Below are 26,774 nucleotides of genomic sequence, written 5' to 3' on the forward strand. Positions count from 1 at the left end.
ATATTATTTTTTTATCGTCTATCAAGGTATTGTTGGTATTCCGATGGGGACATACCTTTTATTTTTTTGAACTTTTTATTAAAGTTAGAAATGGAGTTGAAACCAGAACGATCAGAAACTAGGTTAATATTCAGCTCTTTTTTGGACTTTAGTAATTGGCAGGCATGTTCAATTCTTAGCTCGATAAGAAATTGGAAAAAGGTTTTGTTGGTACGTTGCTTAAAAAAACGGCAAAAGGCGTTCGGTGTCATATAGGCCATATTAGAAATTTCCTCTAAGGAAATTGATTTATGAAAATTCTTGAATACAAAATCAAAAATAACCTGTAAGCGTTCACCCTCATTGGATGTAAGGGACTTTGAGTAAATAAACTTCGTAAGAGGCTCGCTGTCCACTTGGCTTAAGAGCTCTAATAACTTCAAAAAGGTTATGAACCGTTCTAGTTTCTCTTGTTCCGAGAGTTTAAGCATCATTTTTCCTATGTCCTTGTCCGTTGAAGTAGCTTTGAACCCGGTAATTGAATTGGAGAAAAAGGCCTGTAATTTCTCAAAGCAAGCCATATTGAAGAAGGCAGGGCCAAAGGTGTTTTCGGTAAAGAAAACCGTGACCATATGTGCATCATCTGCTCCTGGAACACTTTTAAAAATATGGGGTAGATTGCTGCCTATAATGTAGGTATCCCCTTTAGAAAATTGATGGATACTATCACCTACCAATAATTTACCACTACCATTTATAATATGGCTTATTTGAATTTCCTCATGTTGATGCAAACGATTATAAAAAATAGGTTCCTTATCGATTTGAACAATCAGTTGTTCATCAACGGGTTTAGGTATCTTAAAAGGCAGTACTTTCATGCATCTAATTTATCGATTTAAATAAAGAACTATATATTTATAGGGTAAAATAGTACCATGTGTGGTTAATATGAAGATATTAAGTTCAAGGTGCAATCCGTAATTTTGAATATCACTAAAAATTAATACAATGAGTATATCATGGAATGGCGTAATGCCAGCAGTTACCACAAAATTCACAGATAAGGATGAACTTGATTTGGATATGTTTTCCGTAAATATCAGAGCGCAATTAGATGCTGGGGTTAGTGGAATCATTCTTGGTGGAACATTGGGAGAGGCAAGTACCTTGACTTACGAGGAGAAAAAAGTATTGATAAAAGAAACAGTTCAATTGGTTGAAGGGCAGGTTCCGGTTATTATCAACATTGCAGAGCAAACTACGAAAGGGGCCATACATGCCGCTGAAGTTGCAGAAGAATGTGGCGCCAAAGGTTTAATGATGTTACCTCCAATGCGTTATAAAGCTAATGACTATGAAACGGTTACTTATTTTAAGGAAACCGCCAATAGTACTGATCTGCCTATCATGATCTATAATAATCCTATTGATTATGGTATTTTGGTAACGTTGGATATGTTAGAGGAATTAACGATTTGTGATAACATTCAAGCGGTAAAAGAATCTACAAGAGATATTTCTAATATTACTAGGATGAAATCAAGATTCGGAGATCGACTTCGTGTTTTTACGGGAGTGGATACCTTAGGCTTGGAAAGTATATTAATGGGTGCCGATGGCTGGGTCGCGGGGCTTGTCTGTGCTTTTCCTGCAGAGACATGTGCTATTTATGAGTTGGCCAAAGCTGGGAGAATTGCCGAAGCTTTAGAGATTTATAGATGGTTTTTACCTTTATTGGAATTGGATATTAGCCCCCAACTGGTACAGAATATAAAAATGGCAGAAGTTGCTACGGGCATCGGAACGGAGAATGTACGTGCCCCAAGATTACCCTTACAAGGCGAAGAACGTGAACGCGTGGCCAATATTATAAAAAAAGGAATGGCTGCAAGACCAACCTTTCCGAATTATAAAGAAATCAATAAGTAAAATACTATGATATTATTTTTATAAATTACCGTGAAAAGTAAAATAGAATCGAATCAAGCTGCTGCACTTTTATTTACAATTAAGTAGCCATAAAACAGAGAACATGATTACAGGAAGCAATGCGATTGGGAACAAATTATCAAAACAAGGAAAATTAACTTATAAAACCTTTAATCCGAAGGAGAATAAGGAGACAGAATGGACCTTTTATGAAGCTACTTCTACTGAAATTGACGAGGCGGTCGCTTTGGCGGTAGAAGCTTTTAAGTTGTATAAAGATATTCCTGGAGTGAAAAAGGCTGTATTTCTAAAGGCTATTGCCGATGAAATAGAGGCTTTGGGAGATGAATTGATAGATACCTACTGTAAGGAATCTGGTTTGCCGCAAGGAAGGGCTATTGGAGAAAGGGGACGTACTATGGGGCAATTGCGTTCATTCGCCGCCTTATTGGAGGAAGGTTCTTGGGTAGAGGCGGTTATCGAAAAAGGTCAACCACAGCGGGAGCCAATGCCCAAAGCGGATATTCGTAAAATGTTAGTACCTCTTGGGCCGGTTGTGGTTTTTGGGGCAAGTAATTTTCCATTGGCCTTTTCAACTGCTGGTGGAGATACGGCCAGTGCCTTGGCAGCGGGTTGTCCTGTAATCGTAAAAAGCCATCCCATGCATTCCGGTACGGGAGAACTAGTTTCCCAAGCCATTATTAAAGCAGCGGAAAAAACAGGAATGCCCTATGGCGTATTTTCTAACTTGAACAGTAGTGGAATAGCCGTAGGTCAGCAATTGGTAAAACATCCAAAAGTTAAGGCTGTAGGCTTTACGGGAAGCATAAGTGGCGGTACGGCCCTTTATAAACTTGCAAACGAGCGTAAGGAACCTATTCCGGTTTTTGCCGAGATGGGAAGTATCAATCCAGTAGTCGTGTTGCCTTCTGCACTTGAGGAGAATGGGAATTCATGGGCGACAAAGTATGCCTCGTCCATTACCTTGGGTGCTGGTCAGTTTTGCACGAATCCTGGTTTGTTATTGGGCGTAAAAAGTCCAGAATTGGATGCATTTATCAGCACTTTATCCGAAGAAATTCTAAAATTGGAACCATCTTCGATGCTACATCCTAACATTTATGAAAAATACCAGGAAGGTAAAAAAGAATTGTCTGCACAACAAGGGGTTACTGTTATGGCTGATTATGAAAAAGCCGTAGGTGAAAATACAGGTAGACCAGCGATACTTAAAGTTGATGGAATCGATTTCTTAAAGAATACCAAACTTCATAAAGAGGTATTCGGGCCATTTTCTGTAATAGTTTGTTGTGATGATGCCGCCCAATTGGAGAGTGTCCTGAATGAGCTGGAAGGACAATTGACAGGAACCGTTTTAGGATCCGAAAATGATCTTGAGCAGTATGATGCCGTTGTAGAAGCTCTTAAAAATAGAGTTGGGCGTATACTATTCAATGGGGTGCCAACTGGAGTCGAGGTTTGCTCGTCTATGGTTCATGGTGGACCTTTTCCTGCATCGACAGATTCGCGTTTCACCTCAGTCGGAACTTCGGCGATTAAACGTTGGGTACGCCCAGTTTCTTTTCAAGATTGGCCCAATAAATTTTTACCCCAGGCATTACAAGATGCCAATCCTTTAGAGATTGTGCGATTGGAGGAGGGAATTTATACTAAGTAAAACCGTATATGCCAAAACTTAAAGGTCTTTTTCTAGGTCCACATCGTTTTGTAGTTGTTGTTTTGGTATGCTTAACCGTATCGATTAGCGCACAAGAAGCAAAGGAACAATTATTGGGGATAATAACGGATGTCGAAAGCTATCGTTCCTATGACAGAAGTGCATTTCCTTTAGGTGCCTATCAAGAATCCATTGAAAAGCACGATGCCGAATTTGCCCAAGAGCAGCTAGGGTTATTACAGGCTATGGATACGGTTACTCTGTCTGAAACAGATTTGATTTCTTGGGAGTTGATGAAGTTTCGTCTGCAGAACCAGATCGATGAGTTTCGCTATAAAATGTATTTAAACCCTATACAGGCAGATCAAGGGTTTCATTTAAACTTGAATTACCGGATCAAGCCTATATTGAACTATGAGGATGCTAAGCGCTACCTCAATATGCTCAATGCGATACCCACTTTTGTTGATGAGCATTTGGTGCTCTTGAGAATGGGCATAAAAGAAGGAGTCTCACAACCAAAAATCATTTTTAAAGGATATGAATCCACTTATGATACCCATATTGTAAGCGATTATGCCCAAAGTAGTTTTTATGGCCCTATTCAAGATTTGCCATCGGTGCTGAGTGAATCACAAAAAGATTCCATTATCCTTGAGGCACAAAAAGCTATTATGGCTAAAGTGGTTCCATCCTTCAAAAAGATTAAAACTTTTTTTGAGTTGGAATATATTCCAACGACAAGGGAGACAATTGGAGTTTCTGAAACGCCGAACGGTAAGGCTTTTTATCAAAATAGGATTAATTATTATACAACAACTACCGAATATTCAGCCGATGCTATTCATAGCATCGGTCTCTCAGAAGTTGCTCGTATCAAATCTGAAATGGAGTCGATTATCAAGAAGGTTAATTTTAAAGGCACCTTTGCTGAATTCTTAGATTTTTTAAGAACTGACCCTCAATTTTATGTCTCGACCGGCGATGAACTATTGATGCATGCCAGGGATATTGCCAAGCGTATTGACGCAGAACTACCTAAATACTTCAAGACATTACCCAGAAGACCTTATGGTGTTATTAAAGTTCCTGATGCCATCGCTCCAAAATATACCGGAGGTAGATATTCAGGGCCCTCATCAGATACACAACCTGGTTTTTATTTGGTGAACACTTACAAATTAGACAGCAGACCCCTGTATACACTCCCTTCATTAACTGCCCATGAAGCGGTACCCGGACATCATTTGCAGGGAAGTTTGAACAACGAGCTTGGAGATAGCATTCCAAGTTTTAGGAGACATATGTACCTCTCCGCATATGGCGAAGGTTGGGCGTTGTATACCGAGTTTTTAGGAAATGAATTAGGTATTTACAGAACGCCTTACGAAGAATTTGGTAAGTTGACCTATGAAATGTGGCGCGCCTGTAGGTTGGTGGTAGATACGGGTATTCATGCAAAGGGTTGGTCAAGGGATGAGGTTGTATCATTTATGATGAATAACACGGCCCTCTCAGAACATGAAATCAATACAGAAACGGATCGGTATATTGCCTGGCCAGGTCAGGCAATATCCTATAAAATGGGCGAGCTGAAGATTAGGGAACTACGAAAAAGGGCAGAAGAAGCACTAGGGGATAATTTTGATATTCGTGATTTTCATGAAATCGTTTTAGAGCAGGGCACGGTTACCTTACCTATTTTAGAGCGAAGAGTTAATGCTTACATCATCAATCGAAGTAAATAAAATTTTAATATGGCAAGTAGTACGTTTGTCTGTATTGATGCCCATACTTGTGGCAATCCAGTAAGGGTTATAAAACATGGCGGCCCGGAATTAATCGGCGAAACCATGAGTGAGAAACGACAACATTTTCTTAAGGAATATGATTGGATACGAAAAGGATTGATGTTTGAACCACGAGGGCATGATATGATGAGCGGAAGTATTTTTTATCCACCCAGTAATCCAGAAAATGATTTTGGTATTTTGTTCATAGAAACCAGTGGTTGCTTGCCCATGTGTGGACATGGGACCATTGGGGCCATTACAATTGGGATCGAAGAAGGCTTGATTATACCCAAGACACCTGGAAAGGTGCGTATGGAAACCCCGGCAGGATTGGTTAACGTTTCGTATCAACAAACGAATGATAAAGTAGAGTGGGTAAAGTTGACGAATGTCAAGTCCTATTTAGCGGCAACGGATTTAACGATTGAGTCCTCTGATTTAGGAGAACTAACTTTTGATGTATCCTACGGGGGTAACTTTTATGCCATTGTGGATCCACAGCGTAATTTTTCAGGAATCCAAAATTTTTCAGCCAGTAAGTTGATCCAGTTCAGCCAGGAACTACGGGAGAAGATCAATGAGAAATATCCCGATATGTTCGTTCACCCAGAAGATGCTACGATTCGAAACGTAAGCCATATGTTATGGACGGGTAAGACCTTATCGAATCCTTCCACAGCAAGAAATGCCGTTTTTTATGGAGATAAAGCTATCGACCGTTCCCCATGTGGGACCGGAACTTCGGCGCGAATGGCTCAATGGCACGCCAAAGGAAAACTAAACGTAGGCGAAGATTTTATTCATGAAAGTTTTATCGGATCTCAGTTCATTGGAAGAGTAGAAGAAGAAACTGATTTAGCGGGTAAACTTGCAATTGTGCCCAGCATTAAAGGTTGGGCGAAAATTTATGGTCAAAACACCATAACAATTGATGATGATGATCCCTACGCATACGGATTTCAAGTAATTTAGAACATCAATTTATTCATTTGCTAAAAACAAATCTTTTTTAGCTTTGCTTTTAGTTTTTATAGTAAGTGATGAAGAAAATGAACAGCATTTGAATAATATTTTCTTCGCATTAAAAGTTTTAAAGGTGGTGTAGAAAATATTATTTTTAGAAGCCTTGATACGTAAACGTGGTATGATAAATCAATAACAAAATGGAGAAAGATATTGTGATTATTGGAGGTGGAATTGTTGGTTTATGCTCTGCTTATTATCTAACTAAAGAAGGACATCAAATTACGGTTATTGATAAGGGAGATATAACCTCAGGAGCCTCTTTCGTTAATGCTGGTTATATAACACCTAGTCATATCATCCCATTGGCTTCACCGGGAATGATTGCCCAAGGTATAAAAATGATGTTCAATTCTGCCAGTCCCTTTTACATGAAACCTAGATTGGACATCGATTTTCTGAAATGGTCCTGGTATTTTCACAAATCATCGACAAAGGCCAAAGTGGAAAAGGCGATTCCTGTAATCAAAGAAATTAATCTGATCAGCAGGGATTTGTTTACTGATATAAAAAAATCTGGTGACCTTGGGGATTTTCAATTAGAACGAAAAGGGCTTCTTATGTTATACAAAACAGAGGCCAGTTACCTACATGAGAGAGAAGTTGCCGATAGGGCAAGTTTTTTAGGGCTTGAAGTGGCTGATGTGAATAAAAGTGAACTACTACAGCTAGAACCAAATGTTAAAATAGATGCTGAGGGAGCCATTCATTATCAGTGCGATGGACATACAACACCTACCGAATTTATGCCTTTGATGTTGAATTATCTTAAAAGTAAAGGTGTAGTTATTCGTACTAGTGAAGAAGTAATCGATATAAAAACTGACGGATTAAAAATAAAATCGGTCTTGACGAATAAGAACTCTTATGAACCAGATGAGGTTATTCTAGCAGCAGGTGCCTGGAGCGGAGACCTCTCCAAAAAATTAAATTTAAAATTACCCCTACAGGGTGGTAAAGGCTATCGTATAAATGTGGAACGGGAAACGGGAATATCCATCCCGGCCATATTGATGGAAGCAAAAATGGCCGTGACCCCAATGAAAGGCTTTACCCGTTTTGCGGGAACTATGGAATTTTCAGGAAATAATAACATAGTTAGAAAAGAAAGGGTTTTAGCAATTGCTAATGGTGCAACATCATTTTATCCAGAATTGGAAATCAATAGCGAGGAAATAGAAAGTGCCCAGACTGGATTGCGACCGGTTTCCCCAGATGGACTACCCTATATCGGGAAATCGAAAGACTTTAAAAATCTAACGATTGCTACGGGCCATGCCATGATGGGTTGGAGTTTGGGACCCGCTACCGGAAAGTTAGTTTCTGAATTGGTAGAGGATAAAAAACCTAGCATGGATATAAGTTCATTCACTCCAGAGCGAATCTTTTAACCTATCTTTTTTAAGTGTGGAATAATTTTTCTAAGTAATATTTTTTCTAAAATGGGCTTGTGTTCTATTGGGAGACCTCATTTTAGACGTATAGAGGGCATAATAGACTAGAAAAGAAAAAATGATTCTTTCTTCTATGTAAATAATGCCGCTGAATATTTACCATAATAGATGTATAGAAATCCTTTTGGTGTACAAATTAATCATCAATTGACAATAAAAAATAAGTACGAGAGCCGATTGTATGAGCAATTAAACACTAACATTCAGGGGAAGGGGTCCAATGGAAAATTTATGTCCCTTTAATTGGAGACCAAAAAAGCAAGTACTTTTAGAGTTGTGACCGTAACAATTGAGTTAACTGCTGAAGGTTTTGATTCTAATGACATTTTGTTGGTTTTGGATGCCTAATTTTACATAATATTGGTCATCAACTTTTGAAAGTGAAGAAAGATCTGTTCTGCAAACTTCAAGTAGTTGAACCCTTACCGATAGTTTTCATGTTAAAGAGGGGAGTGTTGTTAAGGAAAGAATTAATTCTAATGATGTGGCACTACTAGAGGAGGAGATTGTGAGGTTAGTAGTATTACTTGTGATATGAGCTACTATTATTTTTAAGAGCCTCTCATAACTAGTGAATGTGAGCTATTTTCATTCACTTCTGTAGACAGGTTATCCGTAGGTTTACAAGATTTTTTGAGTCCAAGTTTTCCGCATGGCTCTCCTATGCCCCTTTACCCAGGCTTTACTGTGAGCTCATTCTCGTTCTCTACTTCTATGCGTTTCGGTGTTACTTTGATCAGGGGAGATAATCGTTTCCATAACTTTCCTTACGTGACTTTTAGAATGTAGGGTCAAACGCATTCACCTATAGATGACGTTCTGAAATGATTTCAGTTATAGAGGTAGTCACTTCATCGTTAAACAATAATTGAGACGCAAGTCAGATCAACAAAGTGGTTCTTTTAAACAGTTATCGCCAATTTACAAAAGTGTTGACACTATGTTGACGATTTAAAAAAGAGGTTGACGATCTGTGAACTTTTAAAAGTAATTCATATCATTTCATATAAATTGCTTAAAAAGTGAAAAGCCTTGATAATCATAAGATTAGCAAGGCTTTGGTCACCGTTATCATACGGCTTAGTGACCTGGCCGGGGCTCGAACCCGGGACCCTCTCCTTAAAAGGGAGATGCTCTACCAACTGAGCTACCAGGTCAAAATTTCAAGTGAGGATTGTTTCCCTCAATGCGGGTGCAAATATAAGTCGATTACTTTATTTTCCAAGCCCTTTTTAAGATAAATTTATTTTTTTTTGAAATCCCTTTATTTTAGTCCAATTTTGTGCAAATGGAAGAACTGAAAATTGTTTTGTTAGGATATATGGGGAGTGGTAAGACTACAATTGGTAGGATAATTGCTAACCAATTGAATGTTAAATTTTTAGATTTAGATGAGTATATTGAACAAAAGGAAAATTTATCTGTCCGAGCGATTTTTAAAGAAAAGGGGGAGGTCTATTTTCGAAAAAAGGAGCATCAATATTTAAAAGAAATATTTTTGAACCATAATAAGTTTGTTCTTTCCTTAGGTGGAGGAACACCTTGTTTTGGCACTAATATGGAATTGATTAATCAAAATACCGCCAATTCAGTTTACATCAATGTTGGTATAAAGGAACTATCTGAACGTCTCCTTTTTGAAAAATCGCATAGGCCTATGATAGCACATCTAAAAGATGATGAGTTAAATGAATTTATTGGAAAGCATTTATTCGAGCGGAGTTTCTTTTATAATCAAGCCCGGCATAAAGTGAAGAGCGACCATAGAACCGCTAATGAATTGGCAGAGGTTATCATTAATTCTTTAGTCTAGGAAAACACGGTCTTTTTTGTTTTCAAAATGCACGTTTACGTGTTCCTGCAAAGAAGTTGACAGTGAAATGCCCTTATAATCTGCTTTTACGGGATATTTTTTATGATTACGATTTACGAGTACCGCTGTTTTAAGTTGCTTTAAAGGGGTTTTAAGAAAATGGTGTACACCATAAATCAGTGTTGTGCCTGAGTTTAAAACGTCATCTACAAGCACAATAGATTTGTTTTCGAAATCTTTTTCTGCAATAGAAGTAGATACGCCACTTTTTAGAGGGTCACGCTTATCCATTAATACTTTACAGATCGTAATTTTTGCAGTAGTAATTTTTTTTAGGGTCTTTACGATTTTTTCAGCAAAATGGATGCCTCCCCCTTCGATACCGGCAATGATAATTTCATCCTCGTCGACGTTCGCCTCGTAAATTTGATAGGCAATGCGCTCTATTTTGTATTGGATCTGTAAATGTGAAAGTATGGTTTGTTCCATTTTTTAATCTTAGTACATTAAAGATAGTTATGTTTTTGAACGTTTGGCTTATTCCTCTTTATCTTTCGTAGAATTTGACGATTCGAGCGTTTCTGAATCTTCTTTTTTTGCGGGTGTCTCTAAAAACTCATCTATTTCCCTACGGTCTTTTTTAGTGGGTCTTCCAAGTCCTTTTTTACGATAATAATCTTTGGAATATTGTAAAAGCTCATTATGTTCAAACGCCTCTTTAGGAGTGGTGTCTTTTCTATAGATGTCGACCAACTTTGCACCTACACGATTCGGGGGTATGTCTAAAACCGTAAATGTATAATCGATTTGATCCTTGCGAACTATAACTTGATCCATTGGAAAAACCTCCCGACCAGGTTTAGCGGTTTGTCCATTGATTTTGGCATGTCCTTTTTTGCAAGCGGTAGTTGCAATGTTCCTAGTCTTAAAATAACGAGTGCTCCACAAGAATTTATCAATGCGCATTAGTAGAATTCTTTGTTAACTTCCCAACAAAAATAGGGGAAAATTGTATCTTGCGCGCTTAAAATAGAATATTGATGAAATTGAAAAATGCCTATTTAATTTTTGTGGCTTTGTTTATTTTGGGTTCTTGTAAAAAAGATGATGATACACCTGGTGAGGTTGTGCCGCCAAGATTATTAAGTGAAGTTGCTGCTGAAGATGACGCAGAAATTGTTACTTTTCTTAAAACTCATTTTTATAATTACGAGGAGTTTGAAAATGCCGCAGAAGGATTCGATTTCAAAATAAAGTTCGATACCATAGCTGGTGCAAATAGCACTGAAGAATCGCTTTTTGATAGCTCTAAGTTAATTACCGAAACCATATCGGTTGCCTCTTCTGATTGGGGTAGGAACGATGGGGAAGTAGTTGATCATAAATTATACGTCTTAGTCGTACGACAAGGTGTAATAGAAGGAAAACCTACCATAGGGGACAATACCATTTTAAGATATGAAGGTTCTTTATTGAATGGTAAGCTTTTCGATGGTTCTTCTAACCAGCCTCTTCTAATTAATTTATCGGGTGTGGTTCGAGGTTTTGGAAATGGTGTCGAATATTTCCAAACAGGAATGGGGCCAATCGAAAATGGTGATGGAACAGTAAGTTATGATGGGTATGGAATAGGGGCTATTTTTTTCCCTTCAGGTTTAGGTTATTTTAGTAATCCGCCCGCTGGTAGTGCTATAGGATCTTATACCCCATTGGTTTTTAAAATAGATGCCTTTGCTTATGAGAAAGATACAGATTATGATGGCGATGGTATTCCTTCCATTTTAGAAGATGTCAATAATGATGGAAATTTGAATAATGATAATACGGATGAAAGTTCTGAGCCGCTTAATGGTCGAGTGCCAAATCATTACGATACAGATGATGACAATGACGGCATCCCGACTAAGGATGAGATTAATCTAGATGCCAATGGAAACTTTGTTAGTTTCAGAGATACGGATAAAGATGGTATACCAGACCACTTGGACAAGGACTAAATAAGAGTTTCTTCAATAAGACAAAAAACCCTCCTAAGAATTTTCTTAGGAGGGTTTTTAATTAAATTTAATTGGTATCGTTAAAGTTTTACAGAAAGACTTACTATAATTTGATCTGGTCTTGTGTCAACACGATCTCCGCTCAATGAAGTAAGATTTGTGTTAATGAAAGTAATTTCATTTTCAGAAAAACCTCTTTCGTACCGCACATCAATTCCCAGTTTACCCAAATTAACTCCGGCGCCAATGTTCAAACCAACGGTAAAATCATTTTCGACATCGTCAATGGTTACACCATCAAATTTTGTATTCAGGATGTATTGAAAAGAAGGTCCTGCAAAAACGTTCAAAGGGCCTATAAGCTTCACCCCCAAGAGAACAGGAAGATCTAATTTGTTTAATTTCAAATCTCCTTCATCATATCCAGATTTTATAGCAGTATATACCAATTCTGGACGTAAATAAATATCGTCCCCGATTTTGCCGAAAACTCCTAAATGGTATCCAACATTTTTATCCGGACTTTTATAAGCATTTTCTGCGGAATCAAAGAAATCTCCATTTCCGGCATAGTTTAATCCTCCTTTGATTCCAAATCCTGGTCCACTTTGAGCGTTGGCCGACCAGCCAATAAAAGCTAAGGCCGCAATTAAAATTGTTTTTTTCATATTTGTTAATTTTAAGTTCCGCAACCGGCAAATCATTGCCAGTATGCACTTTCTCGTTATACCATAAAAACGTAGGGCTACAACCTTTATTGCTTATGCTATTTTTTGAGTCAATCTTGATTTTATAGAGCAAATTTTATTCTTGGCTAAAAAAAAATAGCAAAGTAGCATCTTTGGTTTTTATTAAGTTTTTCCCAATGGCAGTTCATTATATTTGCAATTAGATTTATAAAATTTGAAGTTTACATTACATACTACAGATCAGCATTCAAAGGCTAGGGCAGGAACCATGGTAACAGATCATGGGGTTATTGAGACACCTATTTTTATGCCCGTAGGTACGGTGGCCTCTGTAAAGGGTGTGCACCAAAAAGAATTAAAAGAGGAAATAAATCCTGATATTATCCTGGGCAATACCTACCATCTTTTTCTTCGTCCGAAAACCGATATTCTGCACAAAGCAGGCGGACTCCATAAGTTCATGGGATGGGACCGCAATATCCTTACCGATAGCGGTGGTTATCAGGTGTATTCCTTATCCGCCAATAGAAAGATAAAAGAAGAAGGGGTAAAGTTTAAATCCCATATCGATGGTTCAATGCATATGTTCACTCCCGAGAACGTGATGGAAATTCAACGTATTATCGGTGCCGATATTATCATGGCCTTTGATGAATGTACACCGTATCCGTGCGAATATAATTACGCCAAAAGATCAATGCATATGACCCATCGGTGGTTAGACCGCTGCATCAAGCATTTGGAGAAAACGCCGTTCGCATATGATTACGAGCAAACTTTTTTCCCGATAGTGCAAGGTTCTACATACAAAGATCTAAGAAGGCAATCTGCTGAATATATAGCGAATGCCGGTGCGCAGGGTAATGCCATTGGGGGTCTTTCGGTGGGGGAACCCGCGGAGGAGATGTACGGTATGACCGAAGTGGTCTGTGAGATCTTACCCGAAGATAAACCTCGGTACCTTATGGGAGTAGGGACTCCTATCAATATTTTGGAAAATATTGCATTGGGCATTGATATGTTCGATTGTGTTATGCCAACCCGAAATGCTAGAAACGGAATGTTATTTACTGCACATGGTACCATAAATATTAAGAACAAGAAGTGGGAGGACGATTTTTCGCAATTGGATGAAATGGGTACTACTTTTGTTGATCGTGAGTACTCCAAAGCTTATTTAAGGCACTTGTTCGCTGCCAATGAATATTTAGGAAAACAAATAGCAACCATTCACAACTTAGGATTTTATATGTGGTTGGTTCGTGAAGCACGAAAACATATTTTAGCGGGTGATTTTAGAGCGTGGAAAGATATCATGGTTAAACAAATGGATAAAAGGCTATAAATGCTTTCAATAATAGATAAATACATTCTTAAACGATATCTAGCGACTTTTTCGTTGATGTTGTTGTTGTTCATTCCTATTGGTATCATGGTCAATCTAGCGGAGCAGATCGGTAAGATGATCGATAATGAAGCGCCGTTGAACGAAATTGTAATGTACTATGTGAACTTTACTATTTATATCGGGAATCTACTATTTCCTATTTTTCTATTTCTGTCTGTCATCTTTTTTACGTCGAAACTGGCCAACAATACCGAAATTGTGGCTATTTTAAGCTCAGGGGTTTCTTATGGTCGTTTTTTAAGACCTTATATTATCGGTGCTACCATGGTCGCGATTTTAATGTTCTTCATGACCATGTTCATTGTGCCCAACGCAAGTGTAGGCTTCAATGAATTCAAGTATAAATATTTGAAAAAAGGTTCTCAGGACCGGGTGACCAATAATATTTTCAACCAACTTAATGAAACAGATTTTATTTATGTAAGTAGTTTTGACCCGGCCAGGCAATTGGGACACAATTTTACCTTTGAACGGTTCGATGAGAACAATGAATTGGATTTTAAAATTAGTGCCGCCAATATTCGCTGGATAGAAAAGGATTCTAACTACAGATTGACTTCCTATAAAAAACGTAAAATTATTGGAGATACGGCCATCATAGAAAGTAAGCGGAGGTTAGATACCATCTTTGCTTTCGAAATTGGAGATTTAACACCTGTATCTTATGTTGCGGAAACGAAAAATCTATTTGAACTGGATTCTTTTATAAAGGACCAAAAACGAAAAGGAGCTTCCAATATCAATACCTATATCTTAGTAAAATATAAACGATGGGCACTTCCCCTCACTGCCTTTATTTTAACTATTATTGCTGTTTCCGTTTCTTCGGTCAAGCGACGAGGAGGTATGGGAGTCAATTTGGCCTTTGGTATTTTAGTTGCTTTCGTCTTCATATTTTTTGATAAGGTTTTTGGAACACTTGCAGAACAGTCCGGTTTTTCACCTTTATTGGCTGTGGTCATCCCCAATGTAGTGTTCGGTTGTTTGGCATTTTACCTGTTACAAAATGCCAAAAGATAGAATCCTTAATTTACTACATCTTCATTTTATAGTATTTATTTGGGGATTTACCGCTATACTGGGTAAGTTGATAACGTTAGACACCTTACCGCTGGTTTGGATACGTATGGGCTTGGCTACGCTTTTTATCTCTCTATACATTTATTTAGCTAAGTTCAGTTTAAGGGTTTCAAAAAGAACATTTTTCTGGTTAGTGGGAGGAGGCATTGTAGTGGCACTCCATTGGGTTACATTCTTTTTGGCCATAAAGGTTTCTACCGTTTCGATAGCGTTGGCAATGATGTCCACAGGGGCATTTTTTACGGCATTAATGGAGCCGTTTTGGTATGGCCGCAAAATAATAGCGTATGAAATCTTTTTCGGGTTATTGGTGATTTTAGGACTCTATTTGATTTTTAAGGTAGAGACACAGTATGTTTATGGTATGGTCATAGCCCTGATTTCAGCTTTCCTTGTGGCTATATTTTCCTTGATTAACGGTAAACTGGTGCAGAACCATAGGCCTTCGGTAATATCTTTTTACGAATTGGGAATAGGTTCGTTATTTTTAACTTTGGTGCTTGGTGTTAAAGGTGATTTAAGCGTTGGGTTGATGGCTTTACCTACTATGGACTGGATATATTTAGGTATTCTTGCCCTAATTTGTACAGCTTATGCATTTATCGCAGCAGTAAGGATTATGCGCGTTTTGACTCCTTACACGGTAATGCTGACGACCAATCTTGAACCTGTTTATGGTATCTTGTTAGCATGGTTCATATTTGGTTCAGAAGAAAAAATGAAACCTATGTTTTATGTTGGGGCGGGAATTATCCTCTTTACAGTGATAGCGAACGGTATTTTAAAACAAAGGGCGAATATTAAAAAAAGGGTATCTAAAATTTAACTTTTAAAGTTTTATCTTTGATTCCACAACTAATGAAACGTTATTGAAATATGGAATATTTGGATTTTGAACTTCCAATAAAGGAACTGGAAGAGCAATTGGACAAGTGCACGATTATTGGTGAGGAAAGCGATGTTGATGTTACCGAAACGTGTAAACAGATTGAAAAAAAGCTTGACGATACCAGAAAGGAAATCTATAAAAACCTTACGGCTTGGCAACGGGTCCAACTTTCCCGACATCCGAATAGACCATATACCTTAGATTATATAAATGCGATCTGTGGTGGGACATTTCTCGAGTTACATGGGGATCGTAACGTAAAAGACGATAAGGCCATGCTTGGTGGTCTAGGAAAAATTGGTGATCAGAGTTATATGTTCATCGGTCAGCAAAAAGGATATAATACAAAGACCCGGCAGTATCGTAATTTTGGAATGGCCAATCCAGAAGGCTATAGAAAGGCCTTGCGATTGATGAAATCTGCAGAGAAATTCCAAGTTCCTGTGGTTTGTTTAATTGACACTCCTGGTGCCTATCCTGGTATTGAGGCGGAAGAACGCGGACAAGGAGAGGCAATTGCAAGAAACATCCTGGAGATGACCCGACTAAAAGTTCCCATTATTGTAGTTATTATAGGAGAAGGTGCTTCTGGGGGTGCTTTGGGTATAGGCGTAGGCGATAAGGTACTCATGTTAGAAAATACCTGGTACTCTGTTATTTCACCAGAATCCTGTTCGTCGATTCTTTGGAGAAGTTGGGAGTATAAAGAGCGTGCGGCGGAAGCCCTTAAACTTACGGCCACCGATATGAAAAAGCTAAAATTAATAGATGAGATTGTTCGCGAACCAGCGGGCGGGGCACATTCCAATAGAGAAAAAACCTTTGAAATCGTAAAAAATAAAATTGCCTCCCATTATGAGCAATTACAAAAGTTATCACCAAAAGAATTGGTAAACCAACGTATGGAAAAATATGCCCAGATGGGTGTTTTCAACGGCTAATCTGCATTTTAGGCAACTTCAAAATATACCGAGGATTTTATTCCTCGGTTTTTTTATGTTATCAACATAAAAAAGTAATTTATTAACAAGTAATTTTGGTGCACTGTGAACATCACAACGGAGTTGTTTGAGGTTAACTAAAAGTTAATTGTATATTTTCGCACTATGGAGAACACGAAACCTTTTGTTGGTCGAAAGATAGACAAATCTACTATTATTAGCCTTGAAAGAGGAAAGATACCACCGCAAGCTGTTGATTTAGAGGAGGTTGTGTTGGGTGCGATGATGATAGATAAAAAGGGGGTCGATGAGGTAATCGATATTTTACATCCAGACGTTTTTTATAAGGATGCCCATCGTTTTATCTACGAAGCTATTTTTATTTTGTTCGAGGAGTCACAACCTGTGGATTTATTAACCGTTTCATCACAGTTGAAGAAATCGGGTAAATTAGAGGCAAGTGGGGGCGATTTTTACCTCATAAAATTGACTCAGAAAGTGGCGTCCTCAGCTCATATCGAGTTTCATGCACGTATCATACTTCAAAAATTCATTCAGCGAAGCCTGATTAAGATTTCAAGTGAAATCATTGAGGAAGCATATGATGAAGGCACCGATGTTTTTGATTTACTGGATGCTGCTGAAGCCAAGCTTTACGATGTTACCCAAGGAAACTTAAAACGTTCTGCAGAAACCGCTCAGGATTTGGTCATTCAGGCAAAAAAGAGAATTGAAGAGATTGCCGGAAAAGAGGGAATGAGTGGTATTCCTTCCGGATTTGATAAGTTGGACAAATTAACATCGGGTTGGCAACCCAGTGATTTAATTATTGTGGCGGCTCGTCCGGGTATGGGTAAAACGGCATTGACCTTGTCAATGGCAAGAAACATGGCGGTAAATTCCAATATACCTGTTGCCTTCTTTTCATTGGAGATGTCTTCTGTGCAGTTGATAACCAGATTAATTTCATCGGAAACAGGATTGTCCTCCGAGAAATTACGAACGGGTAAATTGGAAAAACACGAGTGGGAACAATTGAACGTAAAGGTGAAATCTTTGGAGAAAGCTCCTTTATTTATAGATGATACACCATCATTATCCATCTTCGACCTTCGGGCAAAGGCGAGAAGGTTGGCGTCACAACACGGTATAAAAATGATCATGATCGATTATTTGCAGTTGATGACAGCGGGAGGAAGTCAAAAAGGAGGGAACAGGGAGCAGGAAATTTCTACGATTTCTAGAAACTTAAAAGCCTTGGCTAAAGAATTGAACGTACCGGTAATTGCATTGTCACAGTTGTCTCGTGCCGTTGAAACACGTGGAGGTAGCAAACGACCAATTCTATCGGATTTGAGGGAATCTGGAGCCATTGAGCAGGATGCGGATATTGTATCGTTCATTTATAGACCAGAATATTATAAGATAGAGGAATGGGATGATGAAGAGCGGACTCCAACACAAGGCCAAGCTGAATTTATTGTGGCGAAACATAGAAATGGTGGTCTAGAGAACATTCGTTTGAAGTTTATCGGTAACCAAGGTAAGTTTGATAATCTTGACGATTTTGATTCTCCTTTTGAGTTTCAATCCAAAATGAATGCCAACGAGGAAAATCCATTCATAACTAAAAATTTGCCTAGTGCAGATGATGCTTTTGGAAGTAGTATGAACAATACTCCTGATTTCGACGAGGATAACGATGTTCCTTTTTAAAAAAGTATAAAAAAAATAATTTTTATAAAAGTCTCCACATGGAGACTTTTTTATGTCTTTTGGCAATTGCAGCGTATTAATTTCGTTATTTACTTTACAACAGGTTTAACGGTACCTTAGATAAGCTAGTTGTGTTTTTCCTATATCTTTGGTTTATGCTTTGAAATATCAATGATGTCTAAAACAATAACAACAGTTCTTTTCTTTTTATTTTCTGTGCAGATTTTTGCTTCATCCATATTGATACCAATGGATGCCGATACGCAAAAAAACCATTTAAAAGCCTATGGTATTACCTATTGGGTATTGTCGAAACAACAAAAGGTACAATGGTTGCTCAATTATAGGGGCGGTTCTTTTTTATTGCCCGACGGGGAAAGCATTCGAAAGGAATGCCAAATAAGGGGCGTGGATTTTGAAGTTCTTTCTGATGGTCAAGCGAATGCAATTTTAGATGAGATAAGTAGTCCGTCAAAAAACCAAGATGCCGTAATCTTAGAAAAAGCACCACGAATCGCCGTGTATTCCCCAAAAGATAATCAACCTTGGGATGATGCCGTAACTATGGCGTTGACCTATGCAGAAATACCCTATACCACAATTTATGATGAAGAAGTGCTTGGTGATAAACTGGCCTTATATGACTGGCTGCATTTACATCATGAAGATTTTACAGGTCAATACGGTAAGTTTTATGGGGCATATCGGGCTACACCGTGGTACATAGAAGGTAAGAAAAGTGCCGAGAAATTGGCTAAGAAATTGGGGTATGATAAGGTATCGAAAGAAAAAGGAGCGGTAGCGCAAAAGATTAGAAATTATGTGATTGGTGGTGGATTCATGTTCGCCATGTGCTCCGCTACCGATAGTTTTGATATAGCCTTGGCCGCTGATGGATTGGATATTGTAGAGCCTATGTTCGATGGAGACGCATCCGATCCTAATTACCAGGCTAGTCTAGATTATGGGAAAACCTTTGCGTTTACTGATTTTATTCTGGAACGTAGCCCCTTAAAATATGAATTTTCGTCCATAGACATGACCAACAAAAGAGGAAATGTTCCTAAAGAATCAGATTATTTTACGCTAATGGATTTTTCAGCAAAATGGGATGCTGTGCCCACCATGTTATGTCAGAACCACACCTCTTTGGTAAAGGGGTTTATGGGGCAAACTACAGCCTTTACCAGATCGGAGATAAAGCCCACAGTTTTGGTTTTAGGAGAGAACAAGATCAACGGTGAAGCACGCTATATTCACGGTATTAAAGGAAAAGGATTTTTTACCTTTTATGGAGGTCACGACCCAGAGGATTATCAGCATAGGGTAGGGGACCCAAAAACTGAATTGGAGCTTCATCCAACATCACCTGGTTATCGCTTAATTTTGAATAATGTATTGTTTCCAGCAGCGCGTAAAAAGAAACAGAAGACTTAAACAAATATCTGTATTCCTTCAATTCAGTACCAAGATAAATTTTATTTTAGTCGAAATTAGTTCGTTTGGCCCGAAACTAGCTTCTCAAGAAATCGCTCAACCCCAAGGTCGTCATTACTAGTAGTTTCAAAATTGGAAATAGCCTTAACATTTGAATGGGCATTGGCCATGGCCACACTTACATCGGCAAGGGCCAACATTTCCAAATCGTTATTGTAATCTCCAAATACCATGATTTCGTCAGAAGCGATATTATAAAGGTCCATTAATTTTTGCAGCGCATAGCCTTTATGTGCATTGGGGCTTGAGATATCCAACCAATTTTCTCCAGACACTTTTACCTTCAATTCGTTTTCCAAGTGCTTTACTTTTGGATAAATATGAGCTTCAGAACTTTCAAAATGATAGATGGCAATTTTCAGAATCTCTCCTGTGTGATTTTCCAACTCATCTAAAATCTCAAATTCAGTGTAGTACTCTCTTAGTTTCGCTACAAAGGCTTCAGATTTTCCATTGATATACGCATTTTGTTTACCGCATAATACGGGGTAAAGATCTTCGACGGTGTTAAGAATGCCTAATACATCTTTTTGGTGCTTTTTGCTTAGGGGAGTAGAAAGCAGCTCGGTATTCTTTCGCATTACATAACCACCATTTTCAGCGATTACGATTATATCATCTTTAATAGGTTTTAATTTGTCAATAATGCTATTGTACTGTCTACCACTCGCGGCTACAAATTGTATGTTCTTTTTTTTGAGTTCTTCAAAAAGATTGAAAAAATGATCACTTACTTGATGGTCAGAATTTAATAACGTTCCGTCCATATCACTCACTACCATTTTTATTTTAGATAAATCCATAGGCTGTTTTCAATCTGCAAAGGTATTCGAATGACTTTAATTATCGGGGTAAACACTAAAGTTTTACCTTTATTTAAGAATCAATGGCCTATGAAGATATTTCAGAGAGAAATTACCCTACCATCTTATAGAAGGGGATTTCATATAATTACAGATCAAATACTAAGAAGTATACCAGAAATTAAAGAAGTGGAACAAGGTTTTTTACAGGTATTCATAAAACATACTTCTGCGAGTTTAACCATAAACGAGAATGCGGACCCCACCGTGAGGAAAGACTTTGAGTCTCACATGAATATTGTTGTGCCAGAAAATGCACCATATTATAAACATGATTACGAGGGTTCTGACGATATGCCGGCTCATATTAAAGCTTCTTTAATGGGGGCTTCTGTTCAAATACCTATAACGAGTGGAAAGTTAAATATGGGAATTTGGCAAGGAATTTATCTGTGCGAACATAGAAACTATGCCTCTGGAAGAAACTTGGTTTTGACCGTGTGGGGCCTTTGAAGTACCCTATAAATTAAGTATGAAGTAAAATTATAAAGTACGACCACAGAAGAATCAATCTTAAATAAGATCCAGATTTTGATTACCGATCATTTTGATAGTCCACAAAAGGCGTTTAATTTTTTCGATGCGGACCATAATCAGAAATTGATCAAATCGGAAATCGTTAAATTATTAAAGAAAGCTGAGATCAGTGGATTTACGAGAGGTGGGGTTTCATCTAAGCTCACAGATCGTTATGGCAAGGATGGTGATGAACGTCTTGATGGGAAAGAATTTAAAGCGGACGTAGCTAAAATCAAAAAATCCGATTCGTAAGAATCGGATTTTTCGAAAGTGAGATCGTTATTAATTTATTTTACCTGGTCTACAATCGCCTTAAAGGCATCTGGATGGTTCATCGCTAAATCTGCAAGAACTTTTCTGTTCAGTTCTATATTTTCAGCTTTTACTTTACCCATAAATTGAGAATAGGACATTCCGTGTTGTCTGGCACCTGCATTAATACGGGTAATCCACAAAGAACGAAAAGTTCTTTTCTTGTTTCTACGGTCTCTGTAAGCATATAACATTGCTTTTTCAACCGCGTTTTTGGCTACTGTCCAAACGTTTTTACGTCTTCCGAAGAAACCTTTCGCTTGCTTCATCACCTTTTTTCTTCTGGCTCTCGAAGCTACTGCATTTACTGATCTTGGCATTTTTTTCTGATTTTTTGTAGTAGGCGGTCGATAATCGACGCTTTGTTTTTTAACTTCTAACTGTCACATTGAGCGCAGTCGAAGTGTTGGCCTAACTCCATGGTTAATAATTTTACCTTTTAAAGATGGTTAATTTAAGCGTAACTGTTCTTTAATACTATTAATGTCATGTTGGTGAACCAACGTGTCATGAGTTAAAGCAAGCTTACGCTTTTTAGACTTCTTCGTAAGAATGTGGCTTTTAAAGGCGTGCTTTCTTTTAATTTTACCTGTACCTGTAAGCTTAAAACGCTTTTTGGCACTGGATTTTGTTTTTTGTTTAGGCATTTTCTCCTAGTTTATATATTAATCTCACTTGTTTATGCTGAAACTGTCCACCAATGGCGGACAGTGTTCAGTATGCTTTTTCCGATTGTAATCGGTAGTTATTTTCCTTTGGACTTAGGTGCAATGAACATGGTCATACGTTTACCTTCCAATTTGGGCATTTGTTCCACTTTACCAAGTTCCTCTAATTCAGAAGCTAATTTCAATAATAAAATTTCTCCTTGGTCTTTGTAAACTATTGATCGACCTTTAAAGAAAACATAGGCTTTTAATTTTGCTCCTTCCGAAAGAAATTTTTCAGCATGTTTCTTTTTGAAATCATAATCATGGTCATCGGTTTGTGGACCAAATCTTATTTCTTTTACCACGACTTTGGAAGCTTTCGCTTTCATCGCCTTGTCCCTTTTCTTTTGCTCGTATAAAAACTTTTTATACTCCATTATTTTACAAACAGGAGGGTCTGCTTTTGGAGAAATTTCCACCAAATCCAAACCTAATTCTTCTGCTTTTTCAAGAGCCTGAGGAAAAGGATATACACCTATTTCAACATTGTCACCTACCAACCTAACTTTGGGGGCTGTTATCTTTTCATTGATATTATGGGGATTCTTATTTTCCCTTCTAGGTTGTGGTCTAAATCTTTTACGTATTGCTATGACTTAATAATTTAAATTAAACTTTATTCTTTGAACGACTTTAAGGTACTATTTATTTCTTTGTTAACCAAGTCTGTAAACGTTGTAACGCTTATTGCTCCCAAATCTTCACCTCCATGTCTACGAACGGATATGGTGCTGGCAGCTTCGTCGCTTTCCCCAACGATCAGCATAAATGGGATTTTATTCATCTCTGCCTCACGTATTTTTTTACCAACGGTCTCGTTTCTACTGTCGATAAGGGCGCGAATTTCGTTATTTTCTAGGGATTTTAAAACTTTTTCGGCATATTTTTCATGTTTCTCGCTTACAGGAAGAATAATGGCTTGCTCGGGGGTTAGCCATAATGGGAAATTACCGCCCGTGTGTTCCAATAATAAAGCGATAAAACGCTCCATACTCCCAAAGGGTGCGCGGTGAATCATCACTGGTCTGTGCATTTCGTTGTCGCTACCTTTATAGGTAAGGTCAAAACGCTCCGGTAGGTTATAGTCGACCTGTATAGTTCCCAGTTGCCATTGTCTGCCTAGCGCATCCTTTACCATGAAGTCTAGCTTTGGTCCATAAAAAGCAGCTTCTCCACTTTCTATTACATAATCCAATCCTTTTTCCTTCGCCGCATTAATAATGGCTTGTTCCGCTTTTTCCCAATTTTCAACAGAACCTATATATTTATCTGGATTGTCTAAGTCACGCACGGAAACTTGGGCCGTAAAATTTTCAAAGCCTAAAGAACCCAATACATATAAGGAAAGGTCGATAACATCTTTGAATTCTTGGTCTAATTGCTCAGGGGTACAGAAAATATGCGCATCATCTTGAGTAAAACCACGTACTCTGGTTAATCCGTGGAGTTCGCCACTTTGTTCGTATCTATATACGGTTCCAAATTCAGCAAATCGCTTTGGAAGTTCTTTATAACTAAATGGCTTTGCATTATAAATCTCACAGTGATGAGGGCAGTTCATGGGTTTTAGAAGAAACTCTTCATCTTCCTTAGGCGTGCGAATGGGTTGAAAGCTATCCGCTCCATACTTTTCATAATGTCCTGAAGTAACATATAGTTCTTTCTGGCCAATATGAGGGGTTACGACCATCTCATAGCCTGCTTTCTTTTGTGCTTTTTTTAAAAATTGCTCCAAACGTTCACGTAGCGCTGCACCTTTAGGTAGCCATAGCGGTAAACCTTGTCCGACTTTTTTCGAAAAAGTAAAAAGTTCCAATTCCTTGCCCAATTTTCTATGGTCGCGTTTTTTCGCTTCTTCCAAAAGTTCAAGATACTCGGTAAGGTCTTTTTGTTTTGGGAATGATATTCCATATACGCGTGTAAGCTGAGGATTATTTTCATTTCCACGCCAGTATGCACCTGCAACGCTTAGTACTTTAATGGCCTTAACGATTCCCGTGTTGGGAATGTGTCCACCGCGGCATAGGTCGGTAAAGGTATCGTGGTCACAAAAGGTAATGGTTCCGTCCTCCAAATTTTCAATAAGTTCTACCTTATATTCATTGCCTTGGTCTTTATAGAATTTTAGGGCATCGGCTTTGGTTACGTCCCTCATTTTATAATCGTGCTTGCCTCTAGCTATCTCCAAAGCCTTTTTTTCAATTTCTGGAAAGTCCTTTTCAGAGATAGAACCTTCTGGAAGTTCAACGTCATAATAGAATCCATTATCTATTGCAGGGCCAATGGTAAGCTTAACACCAGGGTAAAGCTCCTCTAAGGCTTGAGCGACAATGTGCGAAGTAGAATGCCAAAAGGCGGTTTTACCTTCTTTATCGTTCCATGTATAAAGTACCAAACTGCCGTCTGTTTCTAAAGGAGTAACCGTTTCAACTGTAGTTTTGTTGAATTTTGCGGAAATAACATTTCGGGCTAGACCCTCGCTAATACTTTTGGCGACCTCAATAGGTGTCGTTCCTTTCTTAAATTCCTTGACCGATCCGTCAGGCAATGTTATATTGATCATATTGTTTAAATCTTATCAGACCGCAAAGATACTATGTTGTATTTATGTCCGCAATAGAATATAGGAGTATGTTTTGGGGATATACTTATATGATTAGGGCTTAAAGTGACTTGCTGTTTCCTTTATATATTCTGTTTTGGGATATAATGTTGATTCTTTCGACTGTTTTTCCTTCTTTAATATATATGTTCGTATTGAAATATTTATTAAATTCAAGGCCGCTTATTTTTTCAGGAAGCTTAAAAAGCTAAAATTGAGAGGGTTGTATCCCTTCTCGGAATTATCTGGAAAAAAGTTGCAAAAAAGTCTTGTGGGAACGGAAAACGGTTGTACATTTGCAGCCCGTTAACGAGGAAAGAGTAACAGAGAATCGTTGGGGGAAATGTTCATATAGATGTTGTGATTCTCGGCGAAAAAAAAAGATTTATTTTTTTTCTTGAAAAAAGTTGTCGGGTTGAAAAACAGTTGTATATTTGCAGCCGCTTAGGCAAACGCCCAAGCGAAAAGAGGTCCGGGAGTCGGAAGATGAAGGTCCTTTTTTGTGGAAGTTCATTGAAATATTGTGGAGATAAGAATCGAGAACAGGTGAGGACCTGTTCGAGAGGAACAAGAATTAAGGAAACATAACAATACTATATGTACGTCCTTCGAAAGAAGGATGTATGGAAGGAATTGAATCGAGAGTCGGGGCCGGGAGGAACGAAGCTTCGTTGGGACGAATATTTACAAAACAACGATGAAGAGTTTGATCCTGGCTCAGGATGAACGCTAGCGGCAGGCCTAACACATGCAAGTCGAGGGGTAACAGGGAGCTTGCTCCGCTGACGACCGGCGCACGGGTGCGCACCGCGTATGGAACCTACCTTCTACAGGGGAATAGCCCAGGGAAACTTGGATTAATGCCCCGTGGTACCACATCATGGCATCATGATATGGTTAAAGCCTCCGGGCGGTAGAAGATGGCCATGCGTCCCATTAGTTTGTTGGTAAGGTAACGGCTTACCAAGACTACGATGGGTAGGGGCCCTGAGAGGGGGATCCCCCACACTGGTACTGAGACACGGACCAGACTCCTACGGGAGGCAGCAGTGAGGAATATTGGACAATGGAGGAGACTCTGATCCAGCCATGCCGCGTGCAGGAAGAATGCCCTATGGGTAGTAAACTGCTTTTATACGGGAAGAAAAAGAGCTACGTGTAGCTTACTGACGGTACCGTAAGAATAAGGACCGGCTAACTCCGTGCCAGCAGCCGCGGTAATACGGAGGGTCCGAGCGTTATCCGGAATTATTGGGTTTAAAGGGTCCGTAGGCGGGCCGGTAAGTCAGGGGTGAAAGTCTGTAGCTCAACTATAGAATTGCCTTTGATACTGCTGGTCTTGAGTTATGGTGAAGTTGCCGGAATATGTAGTGTAGCGGTGAAATGCATAGATATTACATAGAACACCGATTGCGAAGGCAGGTGACTAACCATATACTGACGCTGATGGACGAAAGCGTGGGGAGCGAACAGGATTAGATACCCTGGTAGTCCACGCCGTAAACGATGGATACTAGCTGTCCGGGTCCTTGAGACCTGGGCGGCCAAGCGAAAGTGATAAGTATCCCACCTGGGGAGTACGTTCGCAAGAATGAAACTCAAAGGAATTGACGGGGGCCCGCACAAGCGGTGGAGCATGTGGTTTAATTCGATGATACGCGAGGAACCTTACCAGGGCTTAAATGCATTTTGACAGGGGTAGAGATACCTTTTCCTTCGGGCAATTTGCAAGGTGCTGCATGGTTGTCGTCAGCTCGTGCCGTGAGGTGTCAGGTTAAGTCCTATAACGAGCGCAACCCCTACCGTTAGTTGCCAGCATGTCATGATGGGGACTCTAACGGGACTGCCGGTGCAAACCGTGAGGAAGGTGGGGATGACG

Annotated in this window: 24 protein-coding genes, 1 tRNA gene and 1 rRNA gene (1 of these 26 only partly in view); 16 read left to right on the forward strand and 10 right to left on the reverse strand. The window is 38.8% G+C overall.

What is annotated here, in order from left to right; translation table 11 throughout:
* Positions 1-11: 11 nt before the first annotated feature.
* Positions 12-860 carry an AraC family transcriptional regulator gene (locus ACNR9Q_RS09225; RefSeq protein WP_419210931.1) on the reverse strand — a complete coding sequence of 283 codons (849 nt, stop codon included), beginning with the start codon at positions 858-860 and terminating at the stop codon, positions 12-14.
* Between the two features lie 130 nt (positions 861-990).
* On the opposite strand from ACNR9Q_RS09225, the gene ACNR9Q_RS09230 reads away from it, so the two are divergent.
* The 5 genes from ACNR9Q_RS09230 to ACNR9Q_RS09250 all read left to right on the forward strand — a co-directional run bounded on the left by ACNR9Q_RS09230 (position 991) and on the right by ACNR9Q_RS09250 (position 7,796).
* Complete coding sequence (locus ACNR9Q_RS09230; RefSeq protein ID WP_419210932.1) at positions 991-1,911, forward strand: dihydrodipicolinate synthase family protein; 921 nt, start codon at positions 991-993, stop codon at positions 1,909-1,911.
* A 103-nt stretch (positions 1,912-2,014) separates the two neighbouring features.
* Positions 2,015-3,589 (forward strand): aldehyde dehydrogenase (NADP(+)), encoded by a 1,575-nt coding sequence (locus ACNR9Q_RS09235; RefSeq protein WP_419210933.1) that lies wholly within the window; start codon positions 2,015-2,017, stop codon positions 3,587-3,589.
* Positions 3,590-3,597: 8 nt separating this feature from the next.
* A complete protein-coding gene (locus ACNR9Q_RS09240; protein ID WP_419210934.1) occupies positions 3,598-5,337 on the forward strand; it encodes a DUF885 domain-containing protein in 1,740 nt (579 codons plus the stop codon).
* A gap of 9 nt (positions 5,338-5,346) precedes the next feature.
* On the forward strand, positions 5,347-6,354 hold the full coding sequence (locus ACNR9Q_RS09245) for a 4-hydroxyproline epimerase (RefSeq protein ID WP_419210935.1): 1,008 nt from the start codon (positions 5,347-5,349) through the stop codon (positions 6,352-6,354).
* Between the two features lie 191 nt (positions 6,355-6,545).
* The gene (locus ACNR9Q_RS09250) at positions 6,546-7,796 is read left to right on the forward strand and encodes an NAD(P)/FAD-dependent oxidoreductase (RefSeq protein ID WP_419210936.1); all 1,251 of its coding nucleotides are present in this window, start codon (positions 6,546-6,548) and stop codon (positions 7,794-7,796) included.
* A 1,147-nt stretch (positions 7,797-8,943) separates the two neighbouring features.
* On the opposite strand, the gene ACNR9Q_RS09255 is transcribed toward ACNR9Q_RS09250, so the two are convergent.
* Positions 8,944-9,016 (reverse strand) — tRNA-Lys (locus ACNR9Q_RS09255).
* 131 nt (positions 9,017-9,147) lie between these two features.
* Between ACNR9Q_RS09255 and ACNR9Q_RS09260 the strand changes: the two genes are divergently transcribed.
* Entirely contained in the window at positions 9,148-9,672 is a 525-nt protein-coding gene (locus ACNR9Q_RS09260; RefSeq protein ID WP_419210937.1) for a shikimate kinase, read from the forward strand.
* Here ACNR9Q_RS09260 and ACNR9Q_RS09265 read toward each other — a convergent pair.
* Positions 9,664-10,161 (reverse strand): phosphoribosyltransferase family protein, encoded by a 498-nt coding sequence (locus ACNR9Q_RS09265; RefSeq protein ID WP_419210938.1) that lies wholly within the window; start codon positions 10,159-10,161, stop codon positions 9,664-9,666. The two genes, ACNR9Q_RS09260 and ACNR9Q_RS09265, sit on opposite strands and share 9 nt — an antisense overlap.
* A 48-nt stretch (positions 10,162-10,209) precedes the next feature.
* The gene (locus ACNR9Q_RS09270) at positions 10,210-10,638 is read right to left on the reverse strand and encodes an RNA-binding S4 domain-containing protein (protein WP_419210939.1); all 429 of its coding nucleotides are present in this window, start codon (positions 10,636-10,638) and stop codon (positions 10,210-10,212) included.
* 74 nt (positions 10,639-10,712) lie between these two features.
* Between ACNR9Q_RS09270 and ACNR9Q_RS09275 the strand changes: the two genes are divergently transcribed.
* Positions 10,713-11,669 carry an FKBP-type peptidyl-prolyl cis-trans isomerase gene (locus ACNR9Q_RS09275; RefSeq protein ID WP_419210940.1) on the forward strand — a complete coding sequence of 319 codons (957 nt, stop codon included), beginning with the start codon at positions 10,713-10,715 and terminating at the stop codon, positions 11,667-11,669.
* Between the two features lie 80 nt (positions 11,670-11,749).
* Here ACNR9Q_RS09275 and ACNR9Q_RS09280 read toward each other — a convergent pair whose 3' ends face one another.
* Positions 11,750-12,337, reverse strand: coding sequence for a porin family protein (locus ACNR9Q_RS09280; RefSeq protein WP_419210941.1), 588 nt, complete (start codon positions 12,335-12,337; stop codon positions 11,750-11,752).
* Between the two features lie 235 nt (positions 12,338-12,572).
* Between ACNR9Q_RS09280 and tgt the strand changes: the two genes are divergently transcribed.
* From tgt to ACNR9Q_RS09310, 6 genes are all read left to right on the forward strand, one after another.
* Positions 12,573-13,703: a tRNA guanosine(34) transglycosylase Tgt gene (gene tgt / locus ACNR9Q_RS09285; RefSeq protein ID WP_419210942.1), complete on the forward strand. Its 1,131-nt coding sequence runs from the start codon at positions 12,573-12,575 to the stop codon at positions 13,701-13,703.
* Entirely contained in the window at positions 13,704-14,786 is a 1,083-nt protein-coding gene (locus ACNR9Q_RS09290) for an LptF/LptG family permease (protein ID WP_419210943.1), read from the forward strand.
* Positions 14,773-15,672, forward strand: coding sequence for a DMT family transporter (locus ACNR9Q_RS09295; protein ID WP_419210944.1), 900 nt, complete (start codon positions 14,773-14,775; stop codon positions 15,670-15,672). Before ACNR9Q_RS09290 ends, ACNR9Q_RS09295 begins: the two co-directional genes overlap by 14 nt.
* 50 nt (positions 15,673-15,722) lie before the next feature.
* The gene (locus ACNR9Q_RS09300; protein ID WP_419210945.1) at positions 15,723-16,676 is read left to right on the forward strand and encodes an acetyl-CoA carboxylase carboxyltransferase subunit alpha; all 954 of its coding nucleotides are present in this window, start codon (positions 15,723-15,725) and stop codon (positions 16,674-16,676) included.
* A 165-nt stretch (positions 16,677-16,841) separates the two neighbouring features.
* Complete coding sequence (gene dnaB, locus ACNR9Q_RS09305) at positions 16,842-18,392, forward strand: replicative DNA helicase (protein ID WP_419210946.1); 1,551 nt, start codon at positions 16,842-16,844, stop codon at positions 18,390-18,392.
* A 171-nt stretch (positions 18,393-18,563) separates the two neighbouring features.
* Positions 18,564-19,829: an asparagine synthetase B gene (locus ACNR9Q_RS09310; RefSeq protein WP_419210947.1), complete on the forward strand. Its 1,266-nt coding sequence runs from the start codon at positions 18,564-18,566 to the stop codon at positions 19,827-19,829.
* A 56-nt stretch (positions 19,830-19,885) separates the two neighbouring features.
* On the opposite strand, the gene ACNR9Q_RS09315 is transcribed toward ACNR9Q_RS09310, so the two are convergent.
* Positions 19,886-20,692: an HAD family hydrolase gene (locus ACNR9Q_RS09315; protein WP_419210948.1), complete on the reverse strand. Its 807-nt coding sequence runs from the start codon at positions 20,690-20,692 to the stop codon at positions 19,886-19,888.
* Between the two features lie 90 nt (positions 20,693-20,782).
* Between ACNR9Q_RS09315 and ACNR9Q_RS09320 the strand changes: the two genes are divergently transcribed.
* The gene (locus ACNR9Q_RS09320) at positions 20,783-21,205 is read left to right on the forward strand and encodes a secondary thiamine-phosphate synthase enzyme YjbQ (RefSeq protein WP_419210949.1); all 423 of its coding nucleotides are present in this window, start codon (positions 20,783-20,785) and stop codon (positions 21,203-21,205) included.
* 78 nt (positions 21,206-21,283) lie between these two features.
* On the forward strand, positions 21,284-21,523 hold the full coding sequence (locus tag ACNR9Q_RS09325; protein WP_419210950.1) for an EF-hand domain-containing protein: 240 nt from the start codon (positions 21,284-21,286) through the stop codon (positions 21,521-21,523).
* 35 nt (positions 21,524-21,558) lie between these two features.
* Here ACNR9Q_RS09325 and rplT read toward each other — a convergent pair whose 3' ends face one another.
* From rplT to thrS, 4 genes are all read right to left on the reverse strand, one after another.
* Complete coding sequence (gene rplT / locus ACNR9Q_RS09330; protein ID WP_419210951.1) at positions 21,559-21,903, reverse strand: 50S ribosomal protein L20; 345 nt, start codon at positions 21,901-21,903, stop codon at positions 21,559-21,561.
* Positions 21,904-22,032: 129 nt separating this feature from the next.
* Complete coding sequence (gene rpmI, locus ACNR9Q_RS09335; protein WP_419210952.1) at positions 22,033-22,230, reverse strand: 50S ribosomal protein L35; 198 nt, start codon at positions 22,228-22,230, stop codon at positions 22,033-22,035.
* Positions 22,231-22,328: 98 nt separating this feature from the next.
* Positions 22,329-22,886, reverse strand: coding sequence for a translation initiation factor IF-3 (gene infC, locus ACNR9Q_RS09340; RefSeq protein WP_419214264.1), 558 nt, complete (start codon positions 22,884-22,886; stop codon positions 22,329-22,331).
* 23 nt (positions 22,887-22,909) lie between these two features.
* On the reverse strand, positions 22,910-24,856 hold the full coding sequence (thrS, locus tag ACNR9Q_RS09345) for a threonine--tRNA ligase (protein ID WP_419210953.1): 1,947 nt from the start codon (positions 24,854-24,856) through the stop codon (positions 22,910-22,912).
* 733 nt (positions 24,857-25,589) lie between these two features.
* Here thrS and ACNR9Q_RS09350 point away from each other — a divergent pair.
* Positions 25,590-26,774 (forward strand): 16S ribosomal RNA (locus ACNR9Q_RS09350) (it continues 340 nt past the right edge of the window).

It is taken from the genome of Maribacter sp. X9, from assembly GCF_048537565.1.
Lineage (GTDB): Bacteria > Bacteroidota > Bacteroidia > Flavobacteriales > Flavobacteriaceae > Maribacter.

Bases quoted from the DNA above. Each gene is read 5' to 3' on its own strand.
- ACNR9Q_RS09225 (WP_419210931.1), bottom strand. From the start codon at position 860: ATGAAAGTACTGCCTTTTAAGATACCTAAACCCGTTGATGAACAACTG.
- ACNR9Q_RS09230 (WP_419210932.1), top strand. From the start codon at position 991: ATGAGTATATCATGGAATGGCGTAATGCCAGCAGTTACCACAAAATTC.
- ACNR9Q_RS09235 (WP_419210933.1), top strand. From the start codon at position 2,015: ATGATTACAGGAAGCAATGCGATTGGGAACAAATTATCAAAACAAGGA.
- ACNR9Q_RS09240 (WP_419210934.1), top strand. From the start codon at position 3,598: ATGCCAAAACTTAAAGGTCTTTTTCTAGGTCCACATCGTTTTGTAGTT.
- ACNR9Q_RS09245 (WP_419210935.1), top strand. From the start codon at position 5,347: ATGGCAAGTAGTACGTTTGTCTGTATTGATGCCCATACTTGTGGCAAT.
- ACNR9Q_RS09250 (WP_419210936.1), top strand. From the start codon at position 6,546: ATGGAGAAAGATATTGTGATTATTGGAGGTGGAATTGTTGGTTTATGC.
- ACNR9Q_RS09260 (WP_419210937.1), top strand. From the start codon at position 9,148: ATGGAAGAACTGAAAATTGTTTTGTTAGGATATATGGGGAGTGGTAAG.
- ACNR9Q_RS09265 (WP_419210938.1), bottom strand. From the start codon at position 10,161: ATGGAACAAACCATACTTTCACATTTACAGATCCAATACAAAATAGAG.
- ACNR9Q_RS09270 (WP_419210939.1), bottom strand. From the start codon at position 10,638: ATGCGCATTGATAAATTCTTGTGGAGCACTCGTTATTTTAAGACTAGG.
- ACNR9Q_RS09275 (WP_419210940.1), top strand. From the start codon at position 10,713: ATGAAATTGAAAAATGCCTATTTAATTTTTGTGGCTTTGTTTATTTTG.
- ACNR9Q_RS09280 (WP_419210941.1), bottom strand. From the start codon at position 12,337: ATGAAAAAAACAATTTTAATTGCGGCCTTAGCTTTTATTGGCTGGTCG.
- ACNR9Q_RS09290 (WP_419210943.1), top strand. From the start codon at position 13,704: ATGCTTTCAATAATAGATAAATACATTCTTAAACGATATCTAGCGACT.
- ACNR9Q_RS09295 (WP_419210944.1), top strand. From the start codon at position 14,773: ATGCCAAAAGATAGAATCCTTAATTTACTACATCTTCATTTTATAGTA.
- ACNR9Q_RS09300 (WP_419210945.1), top strand. From the start codon at position 15,723: ATGGAATATTTGGATTTTGAACTTCCAATAAAGGAACTGGAAGAGCAA.
- dnaB (WP_419210946.1), top strand. From the start codon at position 16,842: ATGGAGAACACGAAACCTTTTGTTGGTCGAAAGATAGACAAATCTACT.
- ACNR9Q_RS09310 (WP_419210947.1), top strand. From the start codon at position 18,564: ATGATGTCTAAAACAATAACAACAGTTCTTTTCTTTTTATTTTCTGTG.
- ACNR9Q_RS09315 (WP_419210948.1), bottom strand. From the start codon at position 20,692: ATGGATTTATCTAAAATAAAAATGGTAGTGAGTGATATGGACGGAACG.
- ACNR9Q_RS09320 (WP_419210949.1), top strand. From the start codon at position 20,783: ATGAAGATATTTCAGAGAGAAATTACCCTACCATCTTATAGAAGGGGA.
- rplT (WP_419210951.1), bottom strand. From the start codon at position 21,903: ATGCCAAGATCAGTAAATGCAGTAGCTTCGAGAGCCAGAAGAAAAAAG.
- rpmI (WP_419210952.1), bottom strand. From the start codon at position 22,230: ATGCCTAAACAAAAAACAAAATCCAGTGCCAAAAAGCGTTTTAAGCTT.
- thrS (WP_419210953.1), bottom strand. From the start codon at position 24,856: ATGATCAATATAACATTGCCTGACGGATCGGTCAAGGAATTTAAGAAA.